A 15,078-nucleotide genomic window follows, 5' to 3' on the forward strand; every position below is an offset into this window, starting at 1 on the left:
GACTTATGAAATTTTTCAGAATATTTGGCGTCTTCTTTTTTCTGATTACGCTTTATTCTTGCGGAAGCGACGATGATATTTGTCTTGGTGGAGAAGCGACTCCCAGAATGAAACTGAAATTTAAAACCAAATCGACAGGTAAATTGAAAACGATGGATTCCCTTTTTATTAATGTCGATTATGGAAACGGTCCGATCCAATTGGTTGCAAAATCGCGGGTAGATTCCGTACTCATTCCTTTGCGTGTTGATGATGTTCCTTTTACCAAAATTTTTGTAGGTGTCACCAAAAAGGCGGTTACTTCGCAAATAAAAGTAAGTTACACCACAAATTCGCAGTACGTTTCACCCGCATGTGGAGTAAAAAAAATATACGAAAACCTGACTTCAGTTTTAGAAGTTTCTAACCCTGTGTTAGATCTTGAACAGAATCAAAACCAAATTACCGATGAATCCAAAACTCATTTTTACCTTCTTTTTTAGTGTATTTTTTTCCTTTGGTTTTGCGCAAATAAAAGAGCAGGATACGATTCAGACCCAACGAAAATATGAGCCTAATTTCATGGTGGGTTTTGATCTTTTGAATGCAGGAATTGGAGTCTTTTCAGATCGCAAACTTTTTCAGGGATTTGTTTCTTCGCGCATTACCAAAAATATTCATGGAGTTGCCGATGTAGGCTTCGAAAAAAATATTTATCAGAAAAATGGATACGATGCTTCCGTGAATGGTCCTTTTTTGAAATTAGGAGCTTTTTATATGTTGGCAAACGACAGAGAAAATGAAATGAACGGTTTCTACGCCGGAGGAAAAGTAGGTGGTTCTTTCTATCAGCAGGAATACAAAGCAGTTCCGGTGCGTGGTTTCGGTGGAAGTGCAACTTCGATCTCTTTCCCAGGAACCTCTCAAAGTTCGTACTGGATTGAAGGTACTGTTGGTGGAAGAGTGCAGCTTTTTCAATCTCCATTTTATATTGATGTTACTGTACAGCCTAAATATCTGGTCTTTTCAACGACTCAAGATGAAATTCAACCCATGATTGTTCCTGGTTTTGGTAAAAGTTCTGCAAAATTTAACATGGGATTTTCTTGGAATATTGCATATCAGTTCTAAGAACTTTCAAGTACTATGCAATGAATACGGTATTGGTATTTTTTCGCAATAATTTTGGCGATATTTTCTTAAACTTTTTTCTTGATTTGAATACTCTTTAATGTTTTCTTTATAATATTGTAGATAACTTATTAATACTGTTTTGGAGTTGTGTTATTTTTTGGTAAATCCGAAAAACTTTAACATAATTATTTTGATTGCAAGGTAAAAAAGATCTATTTTTGAGAAACAATTTTAATAATCAAATCTTATGAAGAAAATTTTTACTTCTTTGCTTTGCGGATTGATGACTACGGCTGCTTTTGCACAATGGAGTCCTACCTCAATGCAGGGTGAAAAAATCCGAACGACATCTAATGTCACGAGTTATTATTCGCTAGATCTTGCAGCGATGAGATCTACACTTGCCAATGCGCAAGAAACGGGAAAAGGGGCAGTTCCTGTAGAAATTAAATTACCAACTCTTGAAGGTAAAATTGAAAGATTTGCCGTTTACAGTTCGCCTGTAGTGGTAAAATCTCTTGCTGACCGTTATCAATTAGGTTCTTATATAGGAGTAGGTATCGATGATCCTACTGCATATGTAAGATTCAGTGTTGCTCCAAATGATTTTCAGTCTATGATTGTCAGAAGAGGAGTTTATGAATTTATTGAGCCTCAAAACACAAACAAATCGGTTTATGGAGTTCATCCGAAGACCAATAAGTCTGAAGCTGACAAAGCATTTGTTTGTGCTACAAGCGAAGCGCCACTTACAAAACAGCAAATTGACAAGCTGTATATGTCTGGAAAAAGCTTTGCTAACAATCCAGCTGATTTCAGCAAAGCATCTGATAAAAAATACAGAACAATGCGTATAGCCATGACTACTAATGGTGAATATACTGTTTATCATGGTGGTTTAGCCGGAGCGATGGCTGCAATCAATGCAAGTATTACCCGTTGTAATGGTATTTTCGAAATGGATTTCGGTCTTCATTTAATTGTGCAGGATTTCCCGGCATTGGTTTATTTAGATCCAGCAACAGATCCTTATAGTACAACATTATCCTCTTGGAATTTAGCCGCTCAAAAAGCAATCACAGCAGTTGCTGGTGAAGGAAATTATGACATTGGTCATATGTTTGGTGCTTCCGGTGGTGGAGGTAATGCAGGATGTATTGGTTGCGTATGTGTGAGTCCACCTGTAGATGGTTCTGGCGTACCAACTGGTAACGGAAAAGGATCAGGAATCACATCTCCTGCAGATGGTATTCCAATGGGAGATAATTTCGATATCGATTACGTAGCTCACGAAATAGGTCACCAATTAGGAGGTAATCACACGTTCTCTATGAGTCTTGAAGGAACAGGTCAAAATGTTGAGCCAGGTTCTGGTTCTACAATTATGGGTTACGCTGGAATCACTGGTGCAACTGATGTACAACCACATTCTGATGCCTATTTCCATGTTAATTCAATTATTCAGATTCAAACAAATTTAACAAATAAAACTTGTGATATTGAAACTGCTGTAGCAAATACTCCTCCAGTAATTACTGCAATGCCGGATATTACTATTCCAAAAGGAACTGCTTTTGTGTTATCAGCACAAGCTACCGATGCGGAAGGTGATCCATTGACTTATACTTGGGAGCAGGTTGACAATGCGACTTCAACTACTACGATCGCCAACCTTGGTACTTTAACCAACGGACCATCTTTCAGATCTTGGACTCCAACAGCAAGCCCGACAAGATATTTCCCTAAATTAAGTACAGTATTGGCTGGAAACCTAAAGAACAATGCTGATTGGGAAGCGGTATCTACTGTAGCAAGAGCTACAAACTTTAGAGTTACTGTAAGAGATAATAATGCAGATGCAGCTCAAAAACAAACTCAAAGTGCTTTGCAAAAAGTAACAGTTAGTGCAAACGGACCTTTCAAAATTACAGCGACCAAAGTATATAACAATGCTCCAGGACCATTAACTTGGGATATCGTAGGAACTAATGCTGCTCCATTTAATGTTGCTAATGTAAAAGTTGATTATACTTTAGATAATGGTGCAAATTGGGTGGTTTTAAGTGCTTCTACTCCAAATGACGGAACTGAAGATTTTAATTTCGCTTCTTTAGCGACCAATACAGCATTGAAAATTAGAATTTCTGCAATCGGAAACGTATTTTACGCAATTGCTCCAGTTACTGTTTCTGCACTTGTTGCATGTGATGGTACTGCTCCTGCTGGTCTTGCTGTTTCATCTATAACTACAGTAGGTGCAAACGTTTCTTGGGATCCAGTTGCAACTGCAACCTACAAAGTTAGATACAAAGCTGCAGCGGATGCTACATGGACTGAAGTCGCAGTACCTACAAATACTTATACGATCGCAGGATTAACAGAAGGTACAGCGTACAATGTGCAAGTTGCAGCAGTGTGTGGTTCCACAACTGGTGCTTATTCCGCAACTGTTAATTTCACTACTGCAACAGTAGCTTATTGTACATTGACTTCTACCAATTCAAACGATGAGTATATTTCTAATGTTAAAATTACTGCAGAAGGTGCTGCAGGTGTAAACAGTACTTCTGGTGCTTCAACTTACACTAATTATTCAACAGATCCAGCAAGATTGGTGAAATTGGCTAAAGGAACTACCAATAATACCCTTTCTGTTACTAAAGCTTGGACTGGAACTCAGTATAGCGAAGCAATAAGTGTTTGGATTGATTTCGATCGTAGTGGAACATATGAAGCAGGTGAAATGGTAATGTCAACTGCGGCAAACACTACTACACCAGTTACACAAGTTTTCTCTGTGCCTGCAACTGCTTATTCAGGAGCTCAAACAGTAGGAATGAGAGTAGCATTAAGATTTAATACTCCTCAAACATCACCTTGTGGTACTTACACTTATGGTGAAGTTGAAGATTATGCAGTAACGATTTCTCCAACTCTTGGGGTAAGTACAGCTACTGTACAGTCAGCTCAGGTTTATCCAAATCCTGCAATTGATTTGTTGAATATTACAAAAGTTTCAGACAAAGCAACATACAAGATCGTCAATATGGCAGGTCAAGTAGTTGCAAAAGGAAATATTGTTGACAACAAAGTGCAGATTTCACAATTAACCAAAGGAGTTTATGTGATCGCGGTTGATAACGGCGGCGAAGTAAGCCAAGTGAAATTTATTAAAAAATAGTAATTTTCTCTAAATAGGAAGTCCCCAGAATTTTTCTGGGGATTTTTTTTTGCCTTCCACCCAAATAAATAGATTATTGTTAACAGTATTTGGTACTATTTAACCAAACTTTAACCACCAATTTTAGCAGGACTTCACAGATTTGTGCGAAAATTCAATTATTTTTGCGCTCTATATGAAGAATCTTTTTCTGCTCGTCACTTTGTTTCTTTTAACTAAAGTTAACGCACAATACTTTTCCGGGGATATTATCATCAGAGATAATTCTGTTTATTACCTTAATCAGGTATATGTAACCAATATTACGGAACAAAAAACAGTATACACCGATTATTTCGGAGCATTTAAGATTCCCGCTAAACCAGGCGATATTATTCGATTTACTTCCATCGTAACCGATAGAAAAGATGTTTTAGTAACCGAAGAAAACCTCCAGAATACCAATAATTTTGTTGAATTGAAAGTGGCTTACTATGACATTCAGGAAGTGGTAATCAGCAGATTCAGACCCACAGGAAATCTTCGAAAAGATGTGAGTTCCTTGAAAACCGGCGAGAAAACTTTAGCGCTGCAAAAAATGCTCGGTCTTCCTTCTCCCAATGGCGACGGAACGCCGACTCAGCTTCCTGTAGCAGGACTTTCGGGAGGTGGACTCACTTTTGGTCTCGACAGTATTTATGATATTATTTCTGGGGAACGCAAAAAGAAAGAAAGAGCCAACCAATATGAAAAAATGAATGCTACCATTAGTGGAATAAAGAACTATTACGGTGTCGATTATTTTACCGATCTAAAAATCCCTGCTTCTCTTATTGATAATTTTCTTCAGTTTATCTATTCATCCGAGAGTCTTTATCCGTACATTCAAGCGGGTAATTATGAAGCGGCTGCCATTTATATTGAGAAATATCTTCCCATTTATCAACGAAGATTAAAAAATTCACACTTAATGGATTCTAAATAAGAAATAAGCCTTCAATAGAAATGATTATCAATATTTTTTTTTTAATTTCGCTACCATAGCAATTTTGGAATAATAGTATATTTTAATCAAGAAAAATTGTGCTGTAAATTAAATTGATCTAATGTTTTCATTCAAAAATATTTTCTTTCTCCTGATTCTTGGATCATTCTCTACTCTTTCTGCACAGAAAAAGAGTAAAGATTATTCCAATATTCTCAACAGCACCAATATTTATGAAATTGACGCGTACTTAAGAGATGCGCATCCCGATGATCCTAAACGTTTGGTACTGAAACCCAAATTGGTAAAAATGCTGAAAGAATATATCAAAACTGCGCATGTGGGAGATCAAAGGGTAAAAGACTTTCAGGAAAAAATTGTTTTATTGCGAAAAAGAGCTTCTACACGAATCAGTTTCGAGGAGTTGAACGAAAAAATAAGACAAAAGCAAATTGCTAAATTTAAGGAGGAGCTGCAAAAAAAAGACGGCAGTTCCATCACGTATGTTACCACTGTTTATGGCAGCGAATCTGTGCCGAATAATGCGAAAACATTTGGAAGTTTTGTCGATAACGAAGAAGAAGAATTTAAGATGTTATTATCGGTAAGTCCCATCGAACATAAAAATAACACCGTGAAGATACTGAATTCACTTTTTGATAATAATCCAGAGAGCAAAGAAAGTATCGTAATGATTGAAAACAAGTCAGACTGTAATCTTATTATGAGAATCGAAGGTGTAGGAAACGCCAAATACCGATTGGCAGTTCCGGCGCATGCACAAAATACTATTGTGGTTCCAAAGGGAGATTATCTCTTCTCCAGTTTGGTTTGTGGCGCGCAATACGCTTCGCAGAAAACGATTCAGAAGGCAATAATGGTTGCATTGGGCGATTCACCAGCGAAATAATTTTAATTAATAAATAATAAAACGTACAATCTCAAAAGTTGTACGTTTCTAATGAGAAATGGGTAAAAATAAACAAGCAAGATTTGACGAGAACAAGATTCTTCCAAATGTTTTTCAACCAACCAGAGCTGAAGTGCTCGAAGGTTTTAGCATAAAAGGAAAGTGGCGTCAGGAAATCTTTAAAAATAATAATCCAATTGTTTTAGAATTGGGTTGTGGCAAAGGAGAGTATTCGATTGGTTTAGCAAAAGCTTTTCCTGAGAAAAATTTTATTGGAATTGATATCAAAGGTGCGAGATTTTGGTTTGGTGCGAAAGAAGCGGTGGAAAAAAATTTGACCAATGTAGCATTTCTCCGTACTCAAATAGAACTCGTAGATCATTTTTTTGAGACCGATGAGGTGGATGAAATTTGGATCACCTTCCCGGATCCGCAAATAAAATACCGACGAACAAAACACAGAATGACGCATCCGGATTTTCTGGATCGCTATAAAAAAATCCTAAAAAATGATGGAATTATGCATCTGAAGACCGATTCGGAATTTTTGCATGGCTATACTTTAGGATTGCTTCAGGGGCAAAACCGAGAAATTTTATTTGCCAATCATGATATTTATGGAGCTCCTGAATTCGATCCGGAAACTCCACTGTTGCGGGAAATTAAAACCTATTACGAAACCCTGTTTGAATCGAAAGGAAAAACAATTACGTACATCAAATTTAAAATATAAAACTGCGTTTCAGGACCGATGAAGAAAATTATTTTTGCAATTGCTCTTTTTTCTGCGCTCTCAATTTCTGCACAGAAAAGGAAGTCGGATATTCTCAAAAGTGTGAATATTTCTGAAATTGAAAGTTTTTTGAAGACAGCTCATCCGGACGATCCCAGGAGAACTGTTTTGAAACCCAAATTAATTGCCCTAAAAAACGCGGCCTGGATGAAACCTGGTGAGAGTAAAAAATACGCGGTTCAGGCAAATGTGGTGCAAATTCCGAAAGATATTTTAAAACTTAAGCAAAATTCCGAAGCAGAAGAATTCAAAAAATTAATGGCGGAGACGCAGGACATTAAAAAGGAGAAAACCGTAAAACTTCTCAATCAGCTTTTCACAGATCAGCTTGACAGTAATGAGGCGATTCTTCTTTTTCAAAATAAGTCAGACTGTAATGTGGTGCTTCGTGTGGAAGGAAAAGAGTATTATAATCTCGCGGTTCCGGCAAAAGGAGAAAATACATTGGTCCTGAAAAAAGGGAATTACCAGCTTTCTGCAAATGTCTGCAACGTAAAATATTTGTCTGAGAAAAGTATCATAAAAAACATTATGATTTCCCTCAATGAGCCGGTTTTACAGGTTACCAATAAGAAAGTTACGGAGAGCAACGGAACAAGTTCATTCTGATTTTATTCAGTAAAATTGAGTTTGAGTTCCCAACTTGATCCTCATTTAATTGCTATCGTTTCTGCGAACTGGAATTTGGTGCTGTGAATTTACTGTCTTTACCATCAAAAAATTGATATTGTATATTCAAATGAATCTGTTGTCATTAAAAGAATAGACGAACGTTAAAGACTTTTAGATCGTAATTTTAGATTGATTTTTGCAAGTTATATTTTGACGTTAAAATTTAATTCAAAAAGTCATAAAAAAAGGTCCAGAAAATTAATTCTGGACCTTTTTTATTATCAAGATAAATCTTATTCAGCTGCAGTTGCAGGAGCTTCAGAATCGAAATCAGCATCAGCATCTGCTGAAACTTTTTCTCCTTCTTCTTTAGATTTTTCTTTATCTGCTTTTCTTTGAGACAATCCGTCTTTGATTGATGATGAAACAATGCTCAAAATCATATCAATAGATTTAGAAGCATCATCATTTCCTGGGATTACGTACTCTACTTTTCTTGGATCAGAGTTTGTATCTACGATTGCGAAAATAGGAATCCCTAATTTCTTAGCCTCAGTAATTGCGATGTGTTCCTTCATGATATCAACAACAAAAAGTGCTGATGGAAGACGAACCATGTCAGAAATAGAACCTAAGTTTTTCTCCAAGTTAGCTCTTTGACGATCAACTTGTAGTCTTTCTTTTTTAGATAAAGTTTCGAAAGTTCCGTCTTTCTTCATTTTATCAATATGGTTCATTTTCTTAACAGCTTTTCGGATGGTAACAAAATTGGTTAACATTCCTCCTGGCCATCTTTCAGTAATATAAGGCATATTAAGTTCTGCTGCATATTTCGCTACAACTTCTTTTGCTTGCTTTTTAGTAGCAACAAATAGAACTTTTTTACCTGCAGAAGTAATTTTTTCTAAAGCTGAACAAGCTTCGTCTAATTTTACTGCCGTTTTATGTAAGTCTACGATGTGAATACCGTTTTTCTCCATAAAAATGTATGGAGCCATATTTGGATTCCACTTTCTGGTCATGTGACCAAAGTGTACTCCTGCCTCTAAAAGGTCTTTAACATTCGCTTTTGCCATGTCTCTTTTTTGTTTTTAGTTTACGTTCCGCATTTGTGCAATCAACAATTTCTTTAGATGGGAGAAATGTTTGGGTGCTAAACTAACGGGGCATTTAGCGCTTCGCTTCTTGCTTTTGGCAATTGGCTTTTCGCTGGGATTAAGATAAAATTTAATTTAAAAAATTTTTGCAGCCAACAGCTAATCGCCATTCGCCAACAATAAATCTTAACGTTTCGAGAATTGGAATTTCTTTCTCGCTTTTTTCTGACCTGGTTTCTTTCTTTCAACCATTCTTGCGTCTCTTGTAAGCAATCCGTGTGGCTTCAAAAGCAAACGGTTTTCTTCATTGATTTCGCACATCGCTCTAGAAATAGCGAGTCTAATTGCTTCAGCTTGACCTGTAATTCCACCTCCGAAAACATTTACAGTAACGTCATATTGACCTGCTGTTTCTGTTAACAAAAATGCCTGATTCACTTTGTAAACCAAAACGTCAGTTCCGAAGTATTCCTTAGAATCCTTTTTGTTTATCGTGATAACACCAGAACCTGGTCTCACGTAAACTCTTGCAACAGAAGTTTTTCTTCTTCCGATTTTATGAACTATTGACATATTAATTATTTGAATTCGTTAATATTAATTACTTTCGGCTGCTGAGCTTCATGTTTATGTTCTGTTCCTTCATATAAATAAAGGTTTTTGAACAATTGATTTCCCAATTTAGTTTTTGGAATCATTCCTTTTACAGATTTTTCCAATACTTTCAAAGAGTCTTTCTTTTGAAGTTCGAGCGCAGTCATTGACTTTTGACCTCCTGGATAACCAGTATGCCAAATGTAAGTTTTGTCACCCCACTTGTTTCCGGAAAGAGTAATCTTTCCTGCATTCAAAACGATTACATTGTCTCCGCAATCTGCGTGAGGTGTAAAATTCGTTTTGTGCTTACCTCTCAAAATCTTTGCAACCTTAGAAGCTAATCTTCCTAAAGGTTGTCCTTCAGCGTCTACCACAACCCATTCTTTGTTAGCGGTAGCTTTGTTAGCTGAGACGGTTTTGTAACTTAATGTATTCACACTTTTTTCGTTTACGATTAAACATAATTTTCCCCAAAACGGGTGCGCAAAGGTATGCATTTTTTTTCTAACTGAAAATATTTTGCAAAAGATTATTCCAACGAATTACTATTGAATCTCTCAGCGAACTTCTGTACATACAATTTCTACAAAAAAGAGAGGAATGTTTTCTAGTTACGAAGGGATTTCGAAGACTTAAAGCTTGCAATAAGATAGTAGGCTACAAAAACCATGGAGAATTTAATGACTGAAGGAACGGCAAGCTGAAGATCGAATAACAGTAAACCTATTAAGAGAAGTAAGCCCATTCCAAGAAAAGAAATTCCTAGTTTTTGAGGAAGTGAAAATTTTACATCATCTAAAAAATACGCAATTCCCCAAGCCAAACCGAAAGAAAATCCGTAGAATAAATCCAGTTTCCAACCTTGGCTTCCCAGAATAAAATGATTCAGTAAAAAACTGATGGCTGTTCCGGCTATTAAATAAAGGAGTGCTTTTTTCATTCTAAAATTTTGTCAAAAATATCGAAATTTTGATAATCTATTGTTTTAAATTGATTTTCTGTTAAACACAGAATGGCCTGTTTTATTTTAAAGCTCTTTTATTCAATTGTTTAAGTTGACTTTAAAATTTTTATTTAATTAATTATATTTGAAGACAACCGAAATTATATTATGGATCAAGAAAAATATACCCCGAAAAATAAAGTGAGAGTGGTTACAGCCGCTTCCTTATTCGATGGTCACGATGCTGCAATTAATATTATGCGCCGAATGATTCAGGCAACTGGCGCAGAAGTGATCCATCTCGGTCACGATAAATCTGCGGAAGAAGTCGTGGATTGTGCAATTCAAGAAGATGCAAATGCAATTGCGCTGACTTCTTATCAAGGTGGTCACAACGAATATTTCAAATATATTTATGATCTTTTGCGGGAAAAAGGCGCTCCTCAAATCAAAATTTTTGGCGGCGGTGGCGGCGTAATTCTTCCAGAAGAAATCAAAGAGTTAATGGAATACGGAATTGACCGAATTTATTCTCCAGATGATGGCCGCGAAATGGGTTTGCAAGGAATGATAAATGATTTGGTGCGAAAATCCGACTTTGCAACCGGAGCGCATATACAAGTTTCAGATGTAGATCAAATTAAATTCGAAGATTCTAAATCCATCGCGGAGGTGATTTCTGCCGTAGAAAATTTTTCTGATGAACGTCCTGATTTGGTTGAAGCCATTGAGGAAAAAGCAAAAGATTCTAAAATTCCAATCATCGGAATTACCGGAACAGGTGGAGCCGGAAAATCTTCTCTAACAGACGAGTTGGTGCGTCGTTTTTTACGTTCCAATCCTGATCAGAAAATTGCGATTGTTTCTGTGGATCCTTCCAAAAAGAAAACAGGTGGTGCACTTTTGGGCGACAGAATTCGGATGAATTGCATCCATGATTCGCGCGTTTATATGCGTTCTATGGCGACCAGAGAAAATAATGTTTCGGTTTCTCCGTACATTCATTCGGCTTTAAATATTTTAAAATTAGCAAAACCTGATGTCATCATTCTCGAAACCTCTGGAATCGGGCAGTCTGGTTCGGAAATAACAGAAATCGCCGACGTTTCTATGTATGTGATGACGCCGGAATATGGAGCTTCTACCCAACTGGAAAAAATCGACATGTTAGATTATGCGGATTTAATTTCCTTAAATAAATCAGACAAACGCGGCGCACTAGATGCTTTGCAGGCGGTTCGAAAAACCTACCAGAGAAATCATACGGCGTTTGATCAACCTCTGGAAGAAATGCCGGTGTTTTCTACAAAAGCCAGTCAGTTCAACGATTTCGGTACTACAGAATTATACAATGCTTTAATTAATAAGGTTAATGAAACTTTAGCAAAATCGTACGGTGAAAACGCAGCAAAGTTCAATGAATTTGTAGAACAGAATATTTCCGATGACGCTACTGTAATTCCTCCGAAAAGAGTGCGTTATCTTTCTGAAATTGTAGAGAGCAATCATGCTTACGATAAAGAAGTTGAAAACCAAGCGCTTATTGCAAAAAAAATGTATTTGTTGGAAGGTGCGAAAGTTTTAATCACCGATGATCAACATACTACTGATAAATTAGAAAAAGTTTTTCTTAAAACAAAAAAGGAACTTTCGGAAGAAAATATTGCCTTTCTAAAAGGGTGGAAAAACTTTAAAGAAGAAATGAATCAGGATTCTTTCTCCTATTTTGTTCGTGGAAAAGAAATTAAAGTAGAAACCAAATACGAATCGCTTTCTCATTTAAAAATTTCGAAAATTTCTTTGCCGAAATTTCAGGATTGGGGCGATTTGTTGCGTTGGAAAGGTCAGGAAAATGTTCCCGGACAATTTCCGTACACCGCCGGATTATTTCCTTTTAAAAGAACGGGTGAAGATCCTACAAGAATGTTTGCAGGTGAAGGTGGACCAGAACGAACGAACCGCAGATTCCATTATGTTTCCGCAGATATGGATGCGAAAAGATTGTCGACCGCTTTTGATTCTGTGACTTTGTACGGACAGGATCCCGCTTTACCACCAGATATTTATGGGAAAATTGGAAATGCAGGAGTTTCTATCGCAACTTTAGATGATGCCAAAAAACTCTATTCCGGATTTGATTTGGTGAATGCCATGACTTCAGTTTCCATGACGATTAATGGTCCGGCTCCAATGTTACTCGCGTTTTTTATGAATACCGCAATCGATCAGAATGTGGAGAAATATTTAACGGAAAATAATCTGTGGGAAGCGGTTGAAGCAAAACTTAAAGCCAAATTTGACGATAAAGGTTTGAAAAGACCAGTTTACGAAGGCGAACTACCAAAAGGAAACAATGGTTTAGGTTTAAAATTATTGGGACTTACCGGTGATGAAGTAATTGATGCTGAAACGTACAATACAATTAAAGCGGAAACCATCGCCAATGTTCGTGGAACGGTTCAAGCAGATATTTTGAAAGAAGATCAGGCACAAAATACCTGTATTTTTTCTACGGAATTTGCTTTACGTTTGATGGGCGATGTACAACAATATTTCATCGACGAGAAGGTGAGAAACTTTTATTCGGTTTCTATTTCCGGTTATCACATTGCCGAAGCTGGCGCAAACCCGATTACGCAGTTGGCATTTACTTTGGCAAATGGTTTCACTTATGTGGAATATTATTTGAGCCGCGGAATGAACATCAATGATTTTGCACCGAATTTATCCTTCTTCTTCTCGAACGGAGTTGATCCCGAATATGCGGTTATTGGTCGGGTTGCGCGTAAAATTTGGGCCAAAGCAATGAAATTCAAATACCATGCGAACGAAAGAAGTCAGATGTTGAAATACCATATTCAAACATCGGGAAGATCGCTTCATGCGCAAGAAATTGATTTTAATGATATCAGAACCACTTTGCAGGCTTTGTACGCGATTTACGACAACTGTAATTCGCTTCATACCAATGCATATGATGAAGCGATTACCACACCGACCGAAGATTCGGTAAGAAGAGCAATGGCGATTCAGCTCATCATTAATAAAGAATTAGGTTTAGCGAAAAACGAAAATCCGCTTCAAGGTTCTTTTATTATTGAAGAATTAACCGATTTGGTTGAAGAAGCAGTTTATACCGAATTTGATCGAATTACCGAAAGAGGAGGCGTTCTCGGAGCGATGGAAACCATGTACCAACGCTCAAAAATTCAGGAAGAATCGATGCATTACGAAATGCTGAAACATACTGGAGAATATCCGATTATCGGGGTCAATACATTTTTAGGAAAAGATGGTTCACCAACGGTTCGTCCGGGAGAAGTAATTCGTTCCACAGAGGAAGAAAAGCAGATCCAGATTCAAAATTTAGAAAATTTCCAGAAATCACATGCTGATAAAAGCGAACAGATTTTACGGGATTTACAGTTAGGCGCGATCAATCAGAAAAATTTATTTGAAATGATGATGGAAGCCGTGAAATACTGTTCTCTCGGTCAGATTACAAACGCTTTGTTTGAAGTTGGCGGAATGTATAGAAGGAATATGTAAAATCTTTCAACCTATAAATCTTAATTATTTATCAACCGTGTCAAGGTTTTGAACCCTGACACGGTTTTTTTTTTAAAATTCGGCAGTCATTTTTCCCTTTTAATTTAAATTCAATATTTTTATCAAAAATACAACAAATGATGCTTAAAATTCGACCGATTTATTTTCTGGTCTTTTTAATATTTTTATTTTCCTGTAAATCCGAAACAGAAAAAATAGCGGAGCGAACCGCCGCACGAAATGCAATAATTGATAGCACTATTTCTAGTTTTGAAAAGGATTTATTGATGCAACAAATCGATTCTGTCTTTTCGAAATATGATTTTAATGGGTCCGTTTTAGTCGCAAAAAATGATGAGGTTCTTTATGAAAAAGCAAACGGTTTCGAAGATTTTCGAGCAAAAACCCAATTGACAAGCAACTCTGTTTTTGCGATTGCTTCTATAAGTAAACAATTTACTGGGGTTTTGGTTTTGCTTCAAGAAGAGCAAGGGAAACTTTCGGTTACCGATAAAGTTTCAAAATATTTGGTAGAATTTCCATCGAAGGAATTTGAAAATATCACCATCAAGCAATTGCTTAATCACACTTCAGGAATCAGTGATTTCGGGCAAGGATTGCTCTCAAAACCTGGAGAAAAATTTCATTACTCGAATAAAGGATTTCGGTTTTTGGGAGCAATTATAGAAAAAGTGTCGGGTAAATCGTATGATGAAAATCTAAAAGACCTCTTCGAAAAAGTAGGAATGAAAAATACTTTTACCCCAAATTCCTTTCGTGGAACTAATTTCGCAAGCGCATTTATAGGAAATCACAAAAAGTATTTTGAGGTAGAAAATATGCCGAAAAGATTGGCGGAATCTTCCATCAGTATTGCAGCAGGTGGAATTTTATCTACCGCACAGGATATGAATATTTGGAATCAAAGTTTATACAACGGAAAAATTTTAAAGCAAGCATCTTTACTAGCATTTAAGAGTAAATCAGCCGATCGAAACCATCCGATTTTAGGAAAAATGGGGTATGGTTTTGGGATCATGATGAATCTAGAAAAACCGAATTCCTATTTCCATTCTGGTTATGTGAAAGGTTCTCCATCGCTGAATATTTATTATCCGGAAACGAAAACTTCAGTCATTATTCTCTCCAATATTGCCGATGAAACCCTGGGAAAAGCAGGCTTTTTTAATCCGCATAAAAGCATTAAGAGAATAACAGATAACCTCCAAAAAGTAGTTTTAAAAAAGCGTGCAGAAGTAGAGAAAGCGATTTTCGAAAAGAATGATGCTTCCTATAATAAGGTGAACTAAGCGATTTGG

Annotated in this window: 13 protein-coding genes; 9 read left to right on the forward strand and 4 right to left on the reverse strand. The window is 36.7% G+C overall.

The genetic code is table 11. The features are described from left to right. Positions 1 to 5 precede the first annotated feature (5 nt). The 7 genes from BW932_RS02745 to BW932_RS02775 all read left to right on the forward strand — a co-directional run bounded on the left by BW932_RS02745 (position 6) and on the right by BW932_RS02775 (position 7,570). Positions 6 to 482 (forward strand): DUF6452 family protein, encoded by a 477-nt coding sequence (locus BW932_RS02745; RefSeq protein WP_076385126.1) that lies wholly within the window; start codon positions 6 to 8, stop codon positions 480 to 482. Beyond that, positions 448 to 1,110 (forward strand): DUF6048 family protein, encoded by a 663-nt coding sequence (locus BW932_RS02750; RefSeq protein ID WP_076385128.1) that lies wholly within the window; start codon positions 448 to 450, stop codon positions 1,108 to 1,110. The genes BW932_RS02745 and BW932_RS02750 overlap by 35 nt, the downstream gene beginning before the upstream one ends. A gap of 250 nt (positions 1,111 to 1,360) precedes the next feature. After that, complete coding sequence (locus BW932_RS02755) at positions 1,361 to 4,294, forward strand: reprolysin-like metallopeptidase (RefSeq protein WP_076385130.1); 2,934 nt, start codon at positions 1,361 to 1,363, stop codon at positions 4,292 to 4,294. Between the two features lie 175 nt (positions 4,295 to 4,469). Beyond that, positions 4,470 to 5,258, forward strand: coding sequence for a hypothetical protein (locus tag BW932_RS02760; RefSeq protein WP_076385132.1), 789 nt, complete (start codon positions 4,470 to 4,472; stop codon positions 5,256 to 5,258). 121 nt (positions 5,259 to 5,379) lie between these two features. Further along, on the forward strand, positions 5,380 to 6,168 hold the full coding sequence (locus BW932_RS02765) for a DUF6759 domain-containing protein (protein WP_076385134.1): 789 nt from the start codon (positions 5,380 to 5,382) through the stop codon (positions 6,166 to 6,168). 58 nt (positions 6,169 to 6,226) lie between these two features. Further along, positions 6,227 to 6,901, forward strand: a complete 675-nt coding sequence (trmB, locus tag BW932_RS02770) for a tRNA (guanosine(46)-N7)-methyltransferase TrmB (protein ID WP_076385136.1) — start codon at positions 6,227 to 6,229, stop codon at positions 6,899 to 6,901. A gap of 18 nt (positions 6,902 to 6,919) precedes the next feature. Beyond that, the gene (locus tag BW932_RS02775; RefSeq protein WP_076385138.1) at positions 6,920 to 7,570 is read left to right on the forward strand and encodes a DUF6759 domain-containing protein; all 651 of its coding nucleotides are present in this window, start codon (positions 6,920 to 6,922) and stop codon (positions 7,568 to 7,570) included. A gap of 296 nt (positions 7,571 to 7,866) precedes the next feature. Here the strand turns inward: BW932_RS02775 and rpsB are convergent, their stop codons facing one another. The 4 genes from rpsB to BW932_RS02795 form a co-directional block, all read right to left on the reverse strand. Then, positions 7,867 to 8,649, reverse strand: a complete 783-nt coding sequence (gene rpsB / locus BW932_RS02780) for a 30S ribosomal protein S2 (RefSeq protein WP_076385140.1) — start codon at positions 8,647 to 8,649, stop codon at positions 7,867 to 7,869. A gap of 207 nt (positions 8,650 to 8,856) precedes the next feature. Then, positions 8,857 to 9,243 carry a 30S ribosomal protein S9 gene (gene rpsI / locus BW932_RS02785; RefSeq protein ID WP_076385142.1) on the reverse strand — a complete coding sequence of 129 codons (387 nt, stop codon included), beginning with the start codon at positions 9,241 to 9,243 and terminating at the stop codon, positions 8,857 to 8,859. Between the two features lie 5 nt (positions 9,244 to 9,248). Then, a complete protein-coding gene (rplM, locus tag BW932_RS02790) occupies positions 9,249 to 9,704 on the reverse strand; it encodes a 50S ribosomal protein L13 (RefSeq protein ID WP_076385460.1) in 456 nt (151 codons plus the stop codon). Between the two features lie 170 nt (positions 9,705 to 9,874). Further along, the gene (locus BW932_RS02795; RefSeq protein WP_076385144.1) at positions 9,875 to 10,207 is read right to left on the reverse strand and encodes a hypothetical protein; all 333 of its coding nucleotides are present in this window, start codon (positions 10,205 to 10,207) and stop codon (positions 9,875 to 9,877) included. Between the two features lie 171 nt (positions 10,208 to 10,378). Between BW932_RS02795 and BW932_RS02800 the strand changes: the two genes are divergently transcribed. Both BW932_RS02800 and BW932_RS02805 read left to right on the forward strand, forming a co-directional pair. Next, on the forward strand, positions 10,379 to 13,759 hold the full coding sequence (locus BW932_RS02800) for a methylmalonyl-CoA mutase family protein (protein ID WP_076385146.1): 3,381 nt from the start codon (positions 10,379 to 10,381) through the stop codon (positions 13,757 to 13,759). Positions 13,760 to 13,896: 137 nt separating this feature from the next. Further along, positions 13,897 to 15,069: a serine hydrolase domain-containing protein gene (locus BW932_RS02805; protein ID WP_245820635.1), complete on the forward strand. Its 1,173-nt coding sequence runs from the start codon at positions 13,897 to 13,899 to the stop codon at positions 15,067 to 15,069. Positions 15,070 to 15,078 lie beyond the last annotated feature (9 nt).

This window comes from Kaistella chaponensis (genome assembly GCF_900156725.1).
In the GTDB taxonomy this organism is placed as follows: Bacteria; Bacteroidota; Bacteroidia; order Flavobacteriales; family Weeksellaceae; genus Kaistella; species Kaistella chaponensis.